Annotated in this window: 14 protein-coding genes and 1 riboswitch; of the genes, 8 read left to right on the forward strand and 6 right to left on the reverse strand. The window is 37.2% G+C overall.

Features of this window, described 5'->3' with window-relative positions:
- Nucleotides 1–19 precede the first annotated feature (19 nt).
- The 3 genes from NST14_RS04780 to NST14_RS04790 all read right to left on the reverse strand — a co-directional run bounded on the left by NST14_RS04780 (nt 20) and on the right by NST14_RS04790 (nt 4,890).
- Nucleotides 20–2,017 carry a catalase gene (locus tag NST14_RS04780; protein ID WP_001036524.1) on the reverse strand — a complete coding sequence of 666 codons (1,998 nt, stop codon included), beginning with the start codon at nt 2,015–2,017 and terminating at the stop codon, nt 20–22.
- 188 nt (nt 2,018–2,205) lie between these two features.
- A complete protein-coding gene (locus NST14_RS04785; RefSeq protein WP_101218483.1) occupies nt 2,206–3,405 on the reverse strand; it encodes an ABC transporter permease in 1,200 nt (399 codons plus the stop codon).
- A 60-nt stretch (nt 3,406–3,465) separates the two neighbouring features.
- Complete coding sequence (locus NST14_RS04790) at nt 3,466–4,890, reverse strand: amino acid permease (RefSeq protein WP_229143228.1); 1,425 nt, start codon at nt 4,888–4,890, stop codon at nt 3,466–3,468.
- A 147-nt stretch (nt 4,891–5,037) separates the two neighbouring features.
- A riboswitch (Lysine riboswitch) is annotated at nt 5,038–5,221 on the reverse strand.
- A 200-nt stretch (nt 5,222–5,421) separates the two neighbouring features.
- Between NST14_RS04790 and racE the strand changes: the two genes are divergently transcribed.
- Together racE and NST14_RS04800 are read left to right on the forward strand one after the other, a co-directional pair.
- On the forward strand, nt 5,422–6,252 hold the full coding sequence (racE, locus tag NST14_RS04795; protein WP_000109646.1) for a glutamate racemase: 831 nt from the start codon (nt 5,422–5,424) through the stop codon (nt 6,250–6,252).
- Nucleotides 6,253–6,364: 112 nt separating this feature from the next.
- Nucleotides 6,365–7,450, forward strand: coding sequence for a DUF3626 domain-containing protein (locus tag NST14_RS04800; protein ID WP_229143230.1), 1,086 nt, complete (start codon nt 6,365–6,367; stop codon nt 7,448–7,450).
- Between the two features lie 77 nt (nt 7,451–7,527).
- On the opposite strand, the gene gapN is transcribed toward NST14_RS04800, so the two are convergent.
- Nucleotides 7,528–8,967: an NADP-dependent glyceraldehyde-3-phosphate dehydrogenase gene (gene gapN, locus NST14_RS04805; RefSeq protein ID WP_000213632.1), complete on the reverse strand. Its 1,440-nt coding sequence runs from the start codon at nt 8,965–8,967 to the stop codon at nt 7,528–7,530.
- 589 nt (nt 8,968–9,556) lie between these two features.
- Between gapN and NST14_RS04810 the strand changes: the two genes are divergently transcribed.
- From NST14_RS04810 to NST14_RS04830, 5 genes are all read left to right on the forward strand, one after another.
- Nucleotides 9,557–11,317 (forward strand): ABC transporter ATP-binding protein, encoded by a 1,761-nt coding sequence (locus NST14_RS04810; protein WP_000493198.1) that lies wholly within the window; start codon nt 9,557–9,559, stop codon nt 11,315–11,317.
- Complete coding sequence (locus NST14_RS04815; RefSeq protein ID WP_074540875.1) at nt 11,314–13,314, forward strand: ABC transporter ATP-binding protein; 2,001 nt, start codon at nt 11,314–11,316, stop codon at nt 13,312–13,314. The genes NST14_RS04810 and NST14_RS04815 overlap by 4 nt, the downstream gene beginning before the upstream one ends.
- Before the next feature lie 271 nt (nt 13,315–13,585).
- The gene (locus NST14_RS04820) at nt 13,586–14,383 is read left to right on the forward strand and encodes an amino acid ABC transporter substrate-binding protein (RefSeq protein WP_000732854.1); all 798 of its coding nucleotides are present in this window, start codon (nt 13,586–13,588) and stop codon (nt 14,381–14,383) included.
- Nucleotides 14,370–15,068, forward strand: coding sequence for an amino acid ABC transporter permease (locus NST14_RS04825; RefSeq protein ID WP_002170323.1), 699 nt, complete (start codon nt 14,370–14,372; stop codon nt 15,066–15,068). Before NST14_RS04820 ends, NST14_RS04825 begins: the two co-directional genes overlap by 14 nt.
- A gap of 28 nt (nt 15,069–15,096) precedes the next feature.
- Entirely contained in the window at nt 15,097–15,831 is a 735-nt protein-coding gene (locus tag NST14_RS04830; protein WP_000623601.1) for an amino acid ABC transporter ATP-binding protein, read from the forward strand.
- A gap of 51 nt (nt 15,832–15,882) precedes the next feature.
- Here the strand turns inward: NST14_RS04830 and sasP are convergent, their stop codons facing one another.
- The gene (gene sasP, locus NST14_RS04835) at nt 15,883–16,086 is read right to left on the reverse strand and encodes a small acid-soluble spore protein, SasP family (protein WP_000013338.1); all 204 of its coding nucleotides are present in this window, start codon (nt 16,084–16,086) and stop codon (nt 15,883–15,885) included.
- A gap of 401 nt (nt 16,087–16,487) precedes the next feature.
- On the opposite strand from sasP, the gene NST14_RS04840 reads away from it, so the two are divergent.
- The gene (locus NST14_RS04840; protein WP_000510467.1) at nt 16,488–16,733 is read left to right on the forward strand and encodes a hypothetical protein; all 246 of its coding nucleotides are present in this window, start codon (nt 16,488–16,490) and stop codon (nt 16,731–16,733) included.
- 16 nt (nt 16,734–16,749) lie between these two features.
- Here the strand turns inward: NST14_RS04840 and NST14_RS04845 are convergent, their stop codons facing one another.
- On the reverse strand, nt 16,750–18,210 hold the full coding sequence (locus NST14_RS04845) for a YheC/YheD family endospore coat-associated protein (protein ID WP_061536317.1): 1,461 nt from the start codon (nt 18,208–18,210) through the stop codon (nt 16,750–16,752).

Consider the following 18,210-nt stretch of genomic DNA (forward strand, 5'->3'; position numbering starts at 1 on the left):
ATCCGCTCCTTATATTATATTATCGGTTCCAGAATCGTCCTTGGGCAATGCCTTCTATAAATGACTCAATTGAAGTGTTTGTTAAGTTGTAAATTCCTGCTCCATCTAATTTGATTTTACTATTGTCTAAAGCATGAGGATCGCTAAGGACATAGGCTATCGGTTTAAAGTGTTTAAAAGTAGTTTCTGCAAATTCTAAAACAGGGGGTTGAATGACAGATTCGCTACTAAACACTAATACCGCATCAAAAAGTGCAGAGTCTGCTGTTGTATAAGTATCCGTTACTTTAATGGAATCATTGAACTGATGAATTTTATTATCTATGATGCTATAGTTCATTCGGTGTTGTACAAAAGCTTGAATCCATTCGGACAGAAGGGAGACGCTTGGGTCACCATTCAATAGAATTGCCACATTTTTGGAATCAGCTTTAAAAATAGTGTTGGACATGCTTAGTGCAGGTGATTTTGCATCCGAATTTATTTCGTGATTTTCTTTAGGCAAAGGGGCTCCAATCATGTTAGCGACTTCCTTTGCTAATTGACGATCGACATGATTCAGTAGAGCAATTACATTTGCCTTCACCATGTCTGATTTGCACTTCCCAACTTCAAAGCAAAATGCATCTTTTATGTGCTGCTTTTCAATAGGGTTCATACTATTGTAGAAAAGTTTAGCTTGCGAATAAAAGTTAAGAAAGCTTTTACTGCGCCCCCTAATTTTATGTCCATCAATCTTTTCTTGATAATGCTCATATCCGCCCTGTTCAGCTTGCACGGTTGCTGGTTGATTATTATTTAAGCCATTAGGGTGATAGCTTGTTTGACCGCGATGAATCTGCATTTGATGCATGCCATCACGTTGATTATTATGAAAAGGACATACGGGCTGGTTAATAGGAATTTGGTGAAAATTAGGGCCTCCTAAACGAGATAATTGTGTATCTGTATAGGAGAACAATCTTCCTTGCAGAAGAGGATCATTTGAAAAATCAATACCTGGTACGACATGGCCAGGGTGGAAAGCTACCTGCTCCGTTTCTGCAAAGAAGTTATCAACATTTTTGTTCAATGTCATTTTACCAACTAGTTTTACAGGAACTTCTTCTTCTGGCCATAATTTCGTTGGATCTAAAATATCAAAATCAAATGCATGCTCATCTTCTTCTGGAATTAGCTGCAATCCAAGCTCCCATTCTGGATAATCGCCCTTTTCAATTGCTTCATATAAATCTTGACGATGGAAATCAGGGTTTTTCCCAGCAATCCTTTGAGCTTCATCCCATACTAATGAATGAACCCCGAGGGTAGGTTTCCAATGAAATTTTACGAAGTGGGCTTTTCCTTCTTTATTAATAAGTCGAAATGTATGAACCCCAAAACCTTCCATCATTCGTAAACTACGCGGAATCGCCCGGTCGCTCATCTGCCACATAACCATATGAGTAGACTCGGGATTATGTGCAACAAAATCCCAAAATGTATCATGAGCGCTAGCTCCCTGAGGAATATCATTATGTGGTTCTGGTTTAACTGCATGGACAAAATCAGGGAATTTAATAGCATCTTGGATAAAGAATACTGGCATATTATTACCTACTAAATCATAGTTACCTTCATCTGTATAAAATTTTGTGGCAAATCCGCGCACATCTCTTACTGTGTCATTGGATCCTTTAGAGCCTTGAACGGTCGAGAACCGTACAAATACAGGTGTTTTCTTTGAAGGATTAGTAAGAAAATCTGCTTTCGTATATGCTTCTAACGATTCATAAAGCTGAAAATAACCATGAGCGCCAACTCCGCGTGCATGAACAATTCTTTCGGGAATTCGCTCATGATCAAAGTGGGTCATTTTCTCGCGAAAGTGGAAATCCTCCATTAAGGTTGGGCCTCTTAAGCCCATCTTTAAAGAGAATTCATCTTCGGCTATTTTTACTCCTTGGTTTGTTGTTAAAGCATGTTTGCGTTGATTATCCGTAACGTGGTGTTCCAATTGTTCCGTTTTTTTATTCACAATATAGGCCCCTCCTTTACGCTGTTAATTAATAGATACCCTTTTTATTAGGACGTAAACATGTATTATCGTTTTTCTATGTAAAATTATAAAATATCGATTGTGCCGGTGATTCTTGTTTGAGGAGGAAAAATAAAAAAGGCAAGGAGAATTTATTTTCTCCTTGCCTTTTAAGATAATTCTTTTCGTTAAAACGAAGAAACGCGTTGTTTCGTTTTTGGTACAATAATAAATTTGATCCAGAGTAACCCGACAATCATAATGATAAGGCTATGTAAAAATTGACCTGTAGCAATGAGTATAACAATTGAAAATATAATGAGCTGAATGCTTAGCAATATAAAGAGTAAGTGAAGAAATTGATTCAGCCGTTTTTCAGTATCAATTGGATATAATGCTACAATAATATTTCCCGAAAAATATTTCCATAGGGAACGGAGCTGCATAGAAATCATATATAGGACGATATATGCGATAGCGCCTTTTACGTATATGTTTGGTATAAAATATAAGGCGAAGGCACCGATCAACCCTAAGCGAATATATATACCGAAATAATCATTCCCGCGTAAAAATGCGAGTGTATGTAAATAGAAGAAAGTTGCTCGTTTTTTATGTAATAAAGGTTCAATCCAAGTTGTAAGCCATTTTCTTTTATTTACTTGCTTATTTAGTTGCGGAACATCAGTGAAGATGCTAGCAAATTGATAAAAACGAACGTTCATTTTTTCTTCTTGCTCGATTATGTAATCCCATGGTATTCGTTTTGTAGGCTGTTTTTTCGTATAAAGAAGCAGGAAAGCAAGCAGTAAAAGTAATCCGCCCAATATGAGAACATTTGCCGCATAAAACAGCATATAAATGACTAGGGCGTTACAAGCAATACGAATAATCAGCCATATATTTTTTTCGTGACGATCACGCCACATCCAATGTATGTATATGTTCCAAGCTTTCGTAACCATTAAAATGATAAAGATTGTACATAAGAAAGGTATCGTTAATTGTAATGATTGCAGTGCAAGCGGAACGAGAATAAGGAACGTAAATAATAATGGGAAAAGCTGAATGATGTAATTGTATAGAAGAGATTTTTTGAAATAAGAAGTTAATTTCTCTTCTAGTGCTAGTAAATAGACAGCGTCAGGTTTTTGAATAAATGTACGAATAGGGCATCTCGTTATAATGAATGTAAGTACAATCGTGATGAGTAGTAAAGATATTCCTTTAGAAGGAGATGCTTTTAGAAACTGAGCATAGTAGTATGCGCCAACGCATGAAATAAAGATAAAGCTATATAGTAAACCGTTAATCATACGTGCAAAGTATGTAATGATATTTTGCATATGTTGTTGGAAACGGCTGCTCCATAGTGATTCGATTGACATGTTTTTCACCTCTTTGTTCTATTATATATGTTTTGTAAAAGAAAAAACGAGCAAATTGCGTTATGCAACTTGCCCGTTTTTCTTTTCGTTATTTTTTTTCTGATCACGATTCATTAATGGATAGAAGGCAAAGCCGATTACGAATAAACCAATTCCGAGAAGGAATGTTTTTATATCGGCTGCTCCTGTTTTAATAACCCATAGTGCGTAGCAAAGTGCAATCACTGCGACTATGCCATCTGTAATTCTTGCCCGCATTTCATTTTTATACGTTTCACCAGTTGCGACTAGTTTTAACTGGAAGATTGGTGAAACGAGATATGGAATGAGGTAGGCCAGTGTCGATACAGTAATAACGAATGTATAAGCTTCCGCAATTGTTCCTGATAATGTTGAGAATAAGAACACTTGCGACATAATGTTTGTTAATCGTAATGAATAAATTGGACTTCCTTTTTTGTTTGTTTTTGTGAAGAAGGAAGGGAAGAAACCTTCTTTTGCTGCTTGATATGGTACTTCTGAGCTTAATAAAATCCAGCCTAAGATGGAACCGAATAGGGAAGTAAGAGCAAGTAATGCCATCAGTTTCCCGCCGCCATGACCCATTGCAGCGTTTAGTGCATCTGCTAATGGACGTTCAGAAGCTTGTAATTTATCAATGTGAAGTACACCCATTGTTAAAATTGTAATTCCTAAGTAAATCGCAACTGTAATAAGTAATCCCGCAACTGTTGCGCGTTTTACCGTTTTTGGAGAAACAGCACGGTTTGATAAAAGAACCGCTGATTCAATTCCGATAAATGCCCAAAGCGTCGTAAGAGCAGCTAAGTTTACTTGTGAAAGAAGGCCGTGTGATACACCTGATTTATCGATCATCGGTGTGTACCATTGTCCAAACTTAGAAGCTTCGAATGCAAATAATGTAACGACGATGAATAATAGGAATCCAGTTACTTTCGTTGTTGTTGCTAAGAAGTTTAGCTTTCCAGCTCCGCTTACACCGTTTGTTAATATAATATGAGTTCCCCAAAGTAAGATGGAACAAATCGTAAATGTAATTAGTTTTCCGACTTCTACATTAAAAGAACCGATTGAAAATAGTAGTCGTGTATCTTTCATAATTGGGAAGAAGAGTGATAAATATCCCGCAAATGATGTAATGATGGCAACGTTACTTGCCCAGTTTGCAACCCAATATCCCCATACCATACTGAAACCAGCCATTTTTTTCTTTTTTGGTGATGAGAATAAAGCATATGCATGACTTTGTGGCCCTGTCGTTAAATCAGGACGACGAATTGCTAAATTACCGAAAACAAGAGCTAGCATTAAAACACCAAATCCTGTTGTTAACCAAGCTAAAGTGACACCGAGAGGGCTTGCTGTTTGTGCCAACGTACTTGGCACCATGAAAATACCAGCGCCAACCATGTTACCGACAACGAAAGCTGTGAGTACCCAAAAGCCCCATTTTTTTTGTTGCATAGAAAATACCTCCAAAGTTAGTATAACCAAGTCAAGCGAGGAGATATGTATGTCTTCCTGAGTCAGGAAGAGAAGTCCCAAACAAAACAAAAAAAGCACGTAATTTGCCGCTACATGCTTTCTATCTTATAAGAAACCCACGACATACCTCTCGATAGCTCTCCACAAACGAAACGTTTGTGACAGTTCTGCACTTATTAAGTAGCAGACCCAGCAAGCGTGCATGGTGGACACGGGCTTACTTCGGCAACCATTCCTTTCTCATTCCTTCATCAATGCCACTACATCTCCGGAAATGATACTCTTAATGATTGCAACCTCTACCTCACCGAGATACGAATGAGGATTTAAATATTAAATTAACGTATTTAAGAGTAACAAATGAATTTTTATACGTCAATGGATATAATAATAATCAGATTATAGAGAAGAGTTTGTGATTAAAAGTAAGAGGGATTATTATGTAATATTGAATTTTCATAATATAATAAATGTTGTTGGCGCTAGATGATTGAAAAGGGGATGAAGTATATGTCTGTATGTCATAAACATTCAGTAATAGGTGTGTTAGATTCGGGAGTTGGGGGATTAACAGTTGCGAGCGAAATTATAAGACAATTGCCTAAAGAGAGCATTTATTATATTGGTGATAATGAGCGTTGTCCGTATGGGCCAAGAAGTGTAGAAGAGGTACAATCTTTCGTATTTGAAATGGTTGAGTTCCTCAAACAGTTTCCGTTAAAAGCTCTAGTTGTAGCATGTAATACTGCTGCAGCTGCTGCATTGGCTGCGTTGCAAGAAGCACTGTCCATTCCAGTTATTGGCGTTATACATCCGGGAGCAAGAGCGGCTATTAAAGTGACGAAGAAAGGGAAAATCGGAGTAATTGGAACTGTAGGTACGATAAAATCTAATATGTACGAAAAAGCATTGCATGAGCTTGATACATATTTGGAAGTGCATAGTCATGCGTGCCCGACCTTAGCTACAGTTGTAGAAAATCAATTAGAAGATACAGCATATGTAACCGAGCAAGTGAAACAAGCTTTACTGCCATTAACGGAAGAAGATATAGATACGTTAATTCTGGGGTGTACGCATTATCCACTTTTAGAGTCTTATATTAAAAAGGAACTAGGAGAGGATGTAACGATTATTAGTTCTGCAGAAGAAACAGCGATAGAGTTAAGCACAATTTTACAGCACAAAGGAATTCTGGCTGACAATCTGAATCCGAAGCATCGATTTTTTACAACAGGCTCTGCCTTATCATTTGAACATATTGCTGAGCGTTGGCTAGGATATCACATTTCTGTAGAATGTGTGGATTTACCCGTAAAGAATGCTCGCATCTGTAATTAGACTGTATGAAAGTACTTTTTGTTCAATACACTAGGTTAGTTGCATAAGAAGGAAAAAATGCACTTTTAATTGAAAGGATTAAGGTCATTTCAATTAAAGGGGAGATTGGATTATGGAATTATCAAGGTCTCAATTATTTGCTTTAGAGTATATTTCAAAATATGCAGAGAACGAAAAACGTGAGGCGAAAGCAACAATTAATCATATACTTAACATGTGTAATATTACAGATGAAATATTTGAAGAAGCTGTGGCTAACTTAAAATCTCATGCAAGGATCGCTTTACACTTTCATCCAGACAGACTCGATTCGAGTATGAAAAGTGTTGCTGAAGCATTGTTTGAGCAAGGAATATATAAAAGTCAGTTTGAAACATTGCTATCTAACGGAAGCGTATCTGCTTATCCTGGCGGTGAACGTGACCTTTGGGAACAGAGAATATTTGGAGGAGCATATCAATTGGAAGGTGTAACGAATGATCAACGGCCAAAGTATGGGGCGCTAAATTTGATGTTACATCCAGATGGGCCGGCTCCGCGTTTTGGATCATGTTATTTTCTCTTATCTCCAAAAGTTTCTTCTCGCTCTACATATACGTATTTAGATTCGCATCAAGATCCAAAAGAAAAGGGGACTTATGAGGAGTTTGATATGATTTTAGCTGCTCTTTTGGAAGAGACATTCGTAAGAGAGTGTACAATTGGTGAAGGGAATTTGACTCCAACAAGATTAGTTAATCATTTACTGGCTAACATGGAAAGGCCGTTTATAGATTTAGTAAGCAAAGAGCCAGCCCGTAATCTTAATCATTATATTGAAGCGCAAGTTCATGGAGAGATTTCTCTTAAAAAAGACGTGGAAGCTCTTGTTGTAGATCCTTCATTTAAGGGTACGGATGTAGGAAGAACTTTAGAAGAAATTTGCCTGAAGTATGCTATTGATTTGTATTGGCACATGGGTTTTGTACTGCCGGTAGACGAAGTTCCAATGGATTTTAGAGGTTCCAAAATGCCATCTTTGGCAAGACGTATTGCACGACATAATTGTATCGATGCAAATATAATCGGTTCTGCTGTAGCGGATTTGAAACACAATCCATTATCTTGGAGTGATCGTGGAACTTATGAGGAAGTGCTTCAAGAATTAAAATTATTATGGCATGTTTTAGTTCGATTTGGAAAACCAAATCGGAAGTAGAACGAAATACTCTGTTTTTTGGAAGTATATATAGAAAAGAAGCTGATCTAAAACTAGATCAGCTTCTTTGTATAAGATTAAACTAAGTTTAATACAGTTACTTTTTCACGTGTCATAGACTCAAGGCTCTTACGAATACCTTGTGCGCCCATACCTGAACCTTTTACACCGATGAATGGGAAGTGGTCAGGACCGCGCTCTGTGCGTCCGTTAATTTGAACAGAACCAGTTTCGATTTTGTTAGCAATTGCAAATGCTTTGTTAATGTCTTTAGTGAAGACACTTGCTTGCAGACCGAACTCTGATTTGTTAGCAATTTCAATTGCTTGCTCATCTGAAGAAACACGAATGATTGGAAGGATTGGGCCAAATGGCTCTTCCCAAGCAACTTTCATTTCTTCTGTTACGTGGTCGATTAATGTTGGATAAATTAAGTTACGCTCACGTTTATTACCGATAACGATTGTTGCACCTTTTTCCACAGCGTCGTCAACTAAGCCTTGAACGAAGTCAGCAGATTTATCGTCGATTAATGGAACGATTGTGCTGTCTTGTTCTGGAGATCCAACTGATAGGTTAGCTACTTGCTCTTTTAATAAGCCAACAAGCTCGTCTGCTACGTTTTCGTGTACAAGTACACGTTTAATAGCTGTACAACGTTGACCAGAGTAAGAGAATGCACCGCTTACGATATGGTTTGCAGCATCTTGTAAGTCAGCATCTTCACGAACGATACCAGGGTCTTTACCACCAAGTTCTAATACAAGTGGAATCATTGAAGCTTTTTTCGCTAAATGTTTACCTGTGTTTGTACCACCTGTGAACGATACCATATTGATGCCTTCGTGTTCTACTAAGTAGTCACCAATTACAGAACCACGTCCTGTCGCTACGTTTACAAGACCTTTTGGAAGGCCAGCTTTATGAAGTGCTTCCACCATTTTAATACCGCTAATTGCACCTTGAGTTGCTGGTTTGAAAATAACAGCGTTACCCATAATTAATGCTGGTGCAAGTTTTGCAGCAGATAAGTTTACTGGGTAGTTAAATGGTGCGATTGCTAATACAACACCAAGTGGTGCGCGTTGGATAATCGCAAGTTTTGATTTTGTACCGCCCGGGAAGCTATCGCCCATCATGCTTTCCCCGTGCATATGTAAAGCTTCTTCAATCGTATAACGAATGAAATCAGCTGTACGAACAACTTCTTTCTTCGCATCTTTATATCCTTTACCGACTTCTTTCATAATGATATCGGCAATTTCATCCTGCATATTTACGAGCTCATCAGCCCATTTATATAAATACTTTGCGCGATCTTGTAGAGAAGCTTCCGCCCATGATTTTTGAGCTTCCTTTGCAGATGCAATTGCTTCATCTACTTCTCCGCGAGTAATTGCTTGTACTTGTCCAATTACTTCGTGTAAGTATGGAGATGGAATTTCGATTGTTTCTCCTGAAGAGCTTTCTCTCCATTCTCCATTTAAATAAAATTTGTACGTATTGCTAGTTGTCATGATTAGTCCTCCTAAAATAGCAACTTGTAAGAGTGAGTATAAGGTGATTGTATGGGGTTTGATAACATTTTTCAAATGAAATATTTGTGAAAACGATTTCTTATGAAGTTTTTATTTTGTATGCCCTTTCTTACAGAACATTCCCTTATTTTGAAATGATGGATTGTATATTTTTATTCAATTTGTAAAAAAATAATTGACAGAATACTCAATAAAGTTATAAGATTATAAATGGAAAATAAATGAAGGGGGTGTGCGTAATGATTGTAATCGTAAATGTAATGGGCTTAGCTCTGTTAAATGGCAGAAAACATTTATATCATTACGCAACCCGTGCGGATATATAGGGCATTTTTGTCTTATAAAAAGCATACGTTGCGTATATCGTAACGTACGCTTTTATGCATTTTTGTGCATATCGTCAAGCGGCGGTATGCTTTTTTTTGTTTATTTTCCATGTTACTAAATAAAACTTTGGAAGGTGGAAAAATGTGATGAGATTGTATGGGTTACGAAATGTAAATGTAATGGGTCTGGATAGCGGATAAAGAAATGAGAGATAAACGAGAACGAGAAGGGAGAGATTACATTGTTTTCAGTATTACTAAAGTTAAAGTGGTTTTTTAAGGAGCACTGGAAGAGATATAGTATCGCCATTGGAGCTCTTTTAATTGTGAATATAGTTGAAGTTATTCCCCCGAAAGTGTTAGGGGTTACGATAGATAATATAAAAACAGGAACGTTATCGAACGAAGCTATTATACAGTCTATTCTTATTTTAATTGGGGTTACGATAGTTGGATATGGCCTCACTTTCGTATGGCAACATCAATTGTTTGGCGGTGCATTCGTGCTTGAGAAAACGATGCGCTCTAAATTTATGGGGCATTTACTTAAGATGACGCCGACTTTTTATCAAAAAAATCGTACTGGTGATTTAATGGCGAGAGCGACAAATGATTTAAAAGCAATCGCTATGACAGCTGGTTTCGGTATATTAACGCTCGTTGATTCGAGTTTATATATGCTTACGATTGTCTTTATGATGGGATTTACAATTAGTTGGGAGCTTACATTTGCGGCACTTATACCGCTTCCGATTATGGCGTATGCGATGAATATATATGGAAAGAAATTGCATGAAAGATTTACAGTTGCGCAAGATGCGTTCGGTGATATGAACGATAAAGTATTAGAATCGATTGCTGGCGTGCGTGTTATTCGTGCGTATGTACAAGAGAATGCAGATCAGGAAAGATTTCATCAATTAGGAGATGACGTCTACGAAAAGAATATGAAAGTAGCTAGAATTGATGCACTATTCCAGCCAACTGTGAAAATGCTTGTCGGTCTTAGTTATTTAATTGGTTTAGTGTATGGCGCATATCTTGTATTTCAATCAAAGGTGACACTTGGTGAACTTGTTTCCTTTAACGTGTATTTAGGGATGATGATTTGGCCGATGTTTGCAATTGGTGAATTAATCAATGTTATGCAAAGAGGCAATGCGTCACTCGACCGTGTAAATGAAACGTTAGCGTATGAACCAGATGTAAAGGATCCGAAACATCCAAAGCTTGTACAAGAGCCGGATTATATTCAGTTTGATGATGTTACCTTTTCATATCCTTCATCAACTGAAACAAATTTAAAAAAGGTTTCGTTTACATTAAAACAAGGGGAAACGCTTGGTGTTGTTGGAAAAACAGGAAGCGGAAAAACGACGCTCGTACGTCAGCTTCTTCGCCAATATCCGCTTGGAGATGGAGATATTGCAGTCTCTGATGTGACATTAGATCAAATGACGAATGAAAATGTGCTTGGGTGGATTGGTTATGTACCGCAGGAACATATTTTATTCTCAAAAACAGCGAGGGAAAATATTTTATTCGGAAATAGGGAAGCGACTGAAGAGGAACTCGAGAAAGCGATTGAAATTGCGGCGTTTAAAAAGGATTTAGAGTTTTTACCAGAAGGGTTAGAAACGCTCGTCGGAGAGAAAGGTGTTTCTTTATCAGGAGGGCAAAAACAAAGGATTTCGATTGCACGAGCTGTTATTCAAAATCCGGAAATATTAATTTTAGATGATTCTTTATCAGCTGTTGATGCTCGTACGGAAGCAGCGATCATTGAAAATATAAGAACAGAGAGAAGCGGAAAGACGACGATTATTACGACGCACCGTTTATCTGCCGTACAACATGCGGATTGGATTCTCGTGATGGATGAAGGGGAAGTAATAGAAGAAGGTACGCATGATCAGCTTATTCAAAAGGGAGGCTGGTATGCGGAACAGTTTGAAAGACAACAGGGTGAAAGTGAAAGTGCGGATAGTGGGGTGAAAATATGAGCGTTTCAAAACGATTGTTTCAATACGCAATGAAAGTAAAAGGGACGATTTTTGCAGCGATGCTAATGTTATTTATTTTCGTCATCGCAGAGCTTGCTGGTCCTTTCGTCGCGAAAACGATGATTGACGATCATATCGTTGGAATAGAGAAGCCTTGGTATGAAACAGAAAAGAGTGAAGAGGCTGTTTCGTATAATGGCGCCTTTTATAAGCGAAGCGATCGCTTCCAGGAAGGTGAGAAAAAAGGAAAAGAAGTACGCGTGATGCAAGTCGGTTTTCAATATTACTTTGTACCGAATAAAGTAAATCTAGAAGGGTCACGGACTGTAAAAGGTGATATGATTACCGTTCAAAATGGTAAGGCGGTGCAAGTGTATAAAGCGAAAGCATTGACGAAAGAAGAAGTGTTTGCGTTTTATAAACCAGAAATAAACCGTCTATTATTACTTGGTGGTGGATACTTCGCTTTATTAGTAGTCGTATCATTGTTTGCATACGGAAAGCAGTTTTTCTTACAGAAGGCAGCGAACAAAATTATTCAAATTATGAGGGAAGATGTCTTTTCTCATATTCAAACGTTGCCGATTCGTTATTTTGATCATTTACCAGCAGGGAAAATTGTGTCGCGTGTAACGAATGATACAGAGGCTATTCGTGATTTATATGTAACGGTGCTTGCAACATTCGTTTCAAGTATCATCTATATTATTGGGATATTCGCTGCGCTATTTTTACTTGATGTAAAATTGGCGACGTTATGTTTACTCATCATCCCAATTTTAATTGTTTGGGCTATTTTATATAGAAAGTACGCGTCTGTATACAATCATAAAATGCGTTCGCGTTTATCTGATATTAACGGAACAGTGAATGAATCCATTCAAGGGATGCCAATTATTCAAGCGTTCCGTCAAGAGCGTGAAACGAAAAAAGAGTTTGAAGAATTAAATGGCGATTATTTTAAGTACCAAAATAAAATTTTGAATTTAAATGCAGCAACTTCTCATAACTTAGTAGGTGTATTAAGAAATATCGCTTTCACAGGAGTAATTTGGTATTTCGGCGGTGCTTCATTAAGTGCTACAGGCGTCATTTCTCTAGGGATACTATATGCGTTCGTTGATTATTTAACACGATTATTCTCACCGATTACAAATATGGTGAATCAGCTTGCTAACTTAGAACAATCGCGCGTTGCATCAGAACGTGTTTTTGAATTGTTAGAGGAAAAAGGGGAAGCAGTAGAAGAAGAACGTATACCTCGCTTACAAGGAAATGTGAAGTTTGATAATGTGTCGTTTTCTTATAATGGAAAAGATGAAGTGTTAAAAAATATTTCATTTGAAGCGAAACAAGGCGAGACAGTCGCACTTGTCGGTCATACTGGCTCAGGAAAAAGTTCCATTATGAATGTACTCTTTCAGTTTTACGAGTTTGAAAAAGGAAAGCTTACAATTGACGGTCATGACGTAAAAGAGATGCCGAAACAAGCAACTCGTGAACATATGGGAATTGTACTGCAAGATCCATTTTTATTTAGCGGAACAGTAGCATCTAATGTTAGTTTAGAAAATGAAAATATTTCAAAAGAGCGCATCGTAAAAGCATTGCGTGATGTAGGTGCTGAAAGATTTGCGAACAATATAAATGAAGAAATTACGGAGAAAGGAAGTACACTTTCAACCGGAGAACGTCAGCTTATATCGTTTGCTAGGGCGCTCGCTTTTGACCCAGCTATTTTAATATTAGATGAAGCTACGTCGAGTATTGATACAGAAACAGAGGCGATGATTCAACAAGCGCTAGAAGTTGTGAAAAAAGGAAGAACGACATTTATTATTGCCCACCGTCTTTCAACAATTAAAAGTGCAGATCAAATTATCGTACTTGATAGAGGGACGATTTTAGAAAAAGGATCTCATGATGAATTAATGAAAAAGCGCGGGCGTTATTACGATATGTACAAAACGCAAATGGAAGGGAATCAGAGCGCTTAATAGGTATGGGGAGGAACTTGTGATTTTCACAAGTTCTTTTTTAGTGAATCACGGCAATTAAATAAGAAGTATTATTTTACCTTTCGTACAATAAATGCTATATTAAAAAATGTTACTTATTTTTTGTATGTAGCATTATTTTTCCTTTTTGTTTGATTATGAAGAAAAAGGATAAACTAAATAAGAACATTTTCATTGAAAAATTGTTCAAGATTGCATACAATCAATATAGTTTTTAAATTCCTATCAGAATACTTGGAGGATTACCATCATGAAGAAATTATTTTCAGTACTTGCAGTAACTACATTAGCGATCGGGATTGTAGCCGGCTGCGGTAAAGAAGAGAAAAAAGATACAGCTAGTCAAGACGCGTTACAAAAGATTAAACAAAGCGGTGAACTTGTAATTGGTACAGAAGGTACATACCCACCATTTACGTTCCACGATTCAAGCAATAAATTAACTGGATTTGACGTTGAACTATCAGAAGAAGTTGCAAAACGTTTAGGTGTAAAACCTGTATTTAAAGAAACGCAATGGGATAGCTTACTTGCTGGTTTAGATGCAAAACGTTTCGATATGGTTGCAAACGAAGTTGGTATTCGTGAAGATCGTCAAAAGAAATACGACTTCTCTAAACCATACATTTCATCTTCAGCGGCATTAGTTATCGCAAAAGATAAAGATAAACCTGCTACATTTGCTGATGTAAAAGGATTAAAAGGAGCACAATCTTTAACAAGTAACTATGCAGATATCGCTAAGAAAAATGGTGCGGAAATCGTTGGTGTAGAAGGATTTAGCCAAGCAGCAGAACTATTAGCTTCAGGGCGCGTTGATTTCACAATCAATGATAAATTATCAGTGTTAAATTATTTAGAAACGAAAAAAGATGCGAAAATTAAAATTGTAGATACAGAAAAAGAAGCTTCAGAAAGTGGATTCTTATTCCGTAAAGGTAGCACTAAGCTTGTACAAGAAGTAGATAAAGCGTTAGAAGATATGAAAAAAGACGGTACGTATGACAAAATAACGAAAAAATGGTTTGGTGAAAATGTATCTAAGTAGTGCATTGATTTCAGATCGATTGTCTACTTGGATGGATATTATGCAGACTTCCTTCATGCCTATGCTGAAGGAAGCTGTTTTTACGACAATTCCATTAACGCTTATTACATTTATTATCGGTCTTATACTTGCGACGTTAACGGCGCTTGCACGTATTTCAGGTAGTCGTATTTTACAATGGATTGCTCGTATCTATGTATCTATCATTCGCGGAACGCCACTTCTTGTACAGTTATTTATTATTTTCTATGGTCTGCCAACTCTTAATATTGAAGTTGAGCCATATACAGCAGCAGTTGTTGGATTTTCATTAAATGTCGGTGCGTATGCATCTGAAATTATTCGTGCTTCCATCCTTTCCATTCCGAAAGGGCAGTGGGAAGCAGCTTACACAATTGGGATGACATATCCGCAAGCGTTAAAACGTGTTATTTTACCGCAAGCAACGCGCGTATCAATTCCGCCGCTTTCGAATACATTTATTAGCTTAGTGAAAGATACTTCATTAGCATCGTTAATTTTAGTAACAGAAATGTTCCGAAAAGCGCAGGAAATTGCGGCAATGAACTATGAGTTTTTAATTGTTTATTTTGAAGCAGGTCTTATTTATTGGGTTATTTGTTTCTTATTATCAATCGTACAACAGATGTTAGAAAAGCGTTCAGAACGCTATACATTAAAATAATCCTTTTACAAAAGGAGTTTTTGTTTTTATGATTTCAATTCAGCACTTACAAAAAAGTTTCGGAGATAATACCGTACTAAAGCATATAGATTTAACAGTTGAGAAGGGCGAGGTTGTTGTTATTATCGGGCCGTCTGGATCTGGTAAAACGACATTCCTGCGTTGCCTTAACGTATTAGAAACGCCAAACGCTGGTCATATTCGTATCGGTAATAAAGAGCTTAACTTCTCTCAAAAAGTAACGAAGAAAGATATTGTCAACCTTCGTACGCAAACAGGTATGGTATTCCAGCACCATAATCTATTCCCGCATTTAACAGCACTTCAAAATGTAATGGAAGGGCTCGTTACAGTGAAAAAGATGGGGAAAGAAGAAGCGAAGAAAAAAGCAAACTATTTCCTTGAAAAAGTGGGTCTAGCAGATAAAGTGGATTTATATCCGTTCCAATTATCAGGCGGACAACAACAGCGCGTTGGAATTGCTCGCGCGCTTGCAATGGAACCGGAAGTGTTACTATTTGATGAGCCGACGTCAGCGCTTGATCCTGAACTCGTTCAAGAAGTTCTGAAGGTCATGAAAGAGCTTGCTAAAGAAGGCATGACAATGGTCATTGTAACGCACGAAATGCGTTTTGCACATCAAATTGCGAACCGTGTTATTTTCATGGACGGCGGTGTCGTTGTCGAACAAGGTACACCAGAAGATGTATTTACAAATCCAAAAGAAGAACGTACGAAGAAGTTTTTACAAATGTTGCAATAAATGAAGAAAGGTCTCAAGGCATATGCCTTGAGACCTTTTTGCCATATATATTTATTTGTGGAATCCGCCAAGGCTTTGCTCAGCCATTGCAACTAGACGTTTTGTGATTTCGCCACCAACAGAACCGTTAGCACGAGCTGTAGAATCTGCTCCTAATTGTACACCAAATTCTTGAGCGATTTCGTACTTCATTTGGTCGATTGCAGCTGTTGCTCCTGGTACTACTAATTGATTTGAAGAATTTTGGTTTGCCATAGGAATATATCCTCCTTAGAGTTATAAAAATTTTTTTGGTTGGACTAGCTGGAGTTGAACCAGATTATCGCCCCGTTTGGCGCTAATCCATCGGTAATTAAGTTTGTACTCATAGTATGGATGTTACCTAGAAAGATATACGAAATAATAATTTGTAAATTTTGTAAAAAAATCTTAGAGATTTCGTAAATTATGAAATAAGAGTAATCGTTTTATTTTTTAGAAAGAAGGTAAAACTAAGAGCGATATGAAATATGTTTTTCTTTTTGTATCCCGATATTTTGGGGCAAATCATTAACTTCTTATGTATGACTTATTACACTTATAGTTCTATTTTGAGTGACTGCTCCTATGCATAGCTAGATGCTCTCTTCAATCAGATAAAGTATGGAGGAATCGTGATGGGAATTTGCCCGCTTTGCAACGCATTAGAATCACAAACATATTCTTGTCAAAATTGCCAAAGTATACTCCAAGATTATGGGAAGGCTGTAGATTACATAGACGATTATAGTGCGTATATGGACCAAGAATTATTAAGTGCAGTAGATGGATTGACACATAATAATTCAAATGAATATTGCAATCATATTTTTTATTGCGGAGTATGTAACGTGGAAACAGAGTTTGTAGTAAAACTTGTGTAAATAGAAAACTTCCACCTTATGAATGAGGTGGAAGTTTTTGTTTTTGTATTTGTGAGTGAATCATAGGAGACGGAATATGCTCGTTGTTTGAGGAAGTCTCTGATTTTATTTGAGACATTTTTTCTTTTGGATCGCGCAAAGAGTGTTCAGTTAAGTAGATGGCATATTCGTAAAATAATTGGCGCGTTAGTTCACTCTGTTCTTTTAACTTGGCATCTTGGAATACAGTTCGCCCTGGTTTAGAGTTTGCTTCAAAGAGCCACGGGTTTTCCTGCGTGTCTAAACCAATATCAAAACCGATTTCTCCAATATTTCCGGTTACTTGTTCATCGAGTGCGTAACTAATTTGTAAGGCTGTATGTTTTAATTTATTTTCAATCTGAATTTGTTTCGTTGAATCAGGAAAAAGTTCTTGCAGCAATTTCGTATCGCCACCGCTATTTACATGCGTTGTTAAGCTACCTTTGCCAGCAATTTTTGCCACGATTGCACTGACCATCCATTGGCCGAAATGATTTTTATTTGTATGAATGCGAAAATCAACAGGTTGCCCATCGAAGCGAAGTAAGGAAATACCTTGTTGGACGATAAATTTTTTTAAATCATGTCCTTTTAACACATGGTTCAGAAGCGTTTCTAATGATTGGTACTTTCTTAGTTTATTTTCTTCATTTTCGCGATAACGACAGTAGTAGCAATTCTCTGCTTGAGAATAAAATAGTTGATGAATATTTCTACCGAAGCTACCATGAATCGGTTTCATATAAATGGATTTATACGTTCCGAGAAATCGTTCCACTTGTTCGAAGTGCTGAAATGTTTCTGTGTTTGGTAATAACGGCATGATGGATTCATCTTTCATAAGAAGTTGATGTACTTCCCATTTATTAAAAAACCCTGGGTTAAACCAAGGAATAGCATAGTCATGCTCTAGCTTTCTTTTTGCTCTTACGATCGGTTTATAATTTTCGGCTTTCCGATTTGGTAATCGATCGTAAATGACATTCGGTAAAGGGACTTTTTTCTTTATCCACTTTTCCTCTTGAAAGAAATACCCTTCAATTGTTTCGTCTTCCCAGTCTATATGTTGCACACCAAAAACGAATACAAATGGTCGTAAGGTGAATGGTGGAGTTAGTAACTCGCCAAGAGATGTGGAACGGTTCCCTAAAGGATTAGAAGCGTCATCGTTAAAACCAGTTGTGAAAATCCCGATTAATGGTCCGAAAATAATCGTTTCATTTTGTGTGAATGCATGGATAGTAGTGGAATGAGGCAGTAAAAGTTTTTCAGCAATTTGTTTTCCAATTATGATTTCGCGAGTAAAGGAATAATGAATTTTTACATCTTCACTTGCAACATGGCGTAGGCCGAAGGAAAGGGATGTAATTGGTGGTGTAATGGAAAAAATATAAGGTAAAGTAATACTATTTGGATTCTCGTCTGAAATGTTGAATGTATATATGTGCTCTTTCAA

The sequence above is a fragment of the Bacillus sp. FSL W8-0519 genome, from assembly GCF_038005585.1.
Lineage (GTDB): Bacteria > Bacillota > Bacilli > Bacillales > Bacillaceae_G > Bacillus_A > Bacillus_A paranthracis.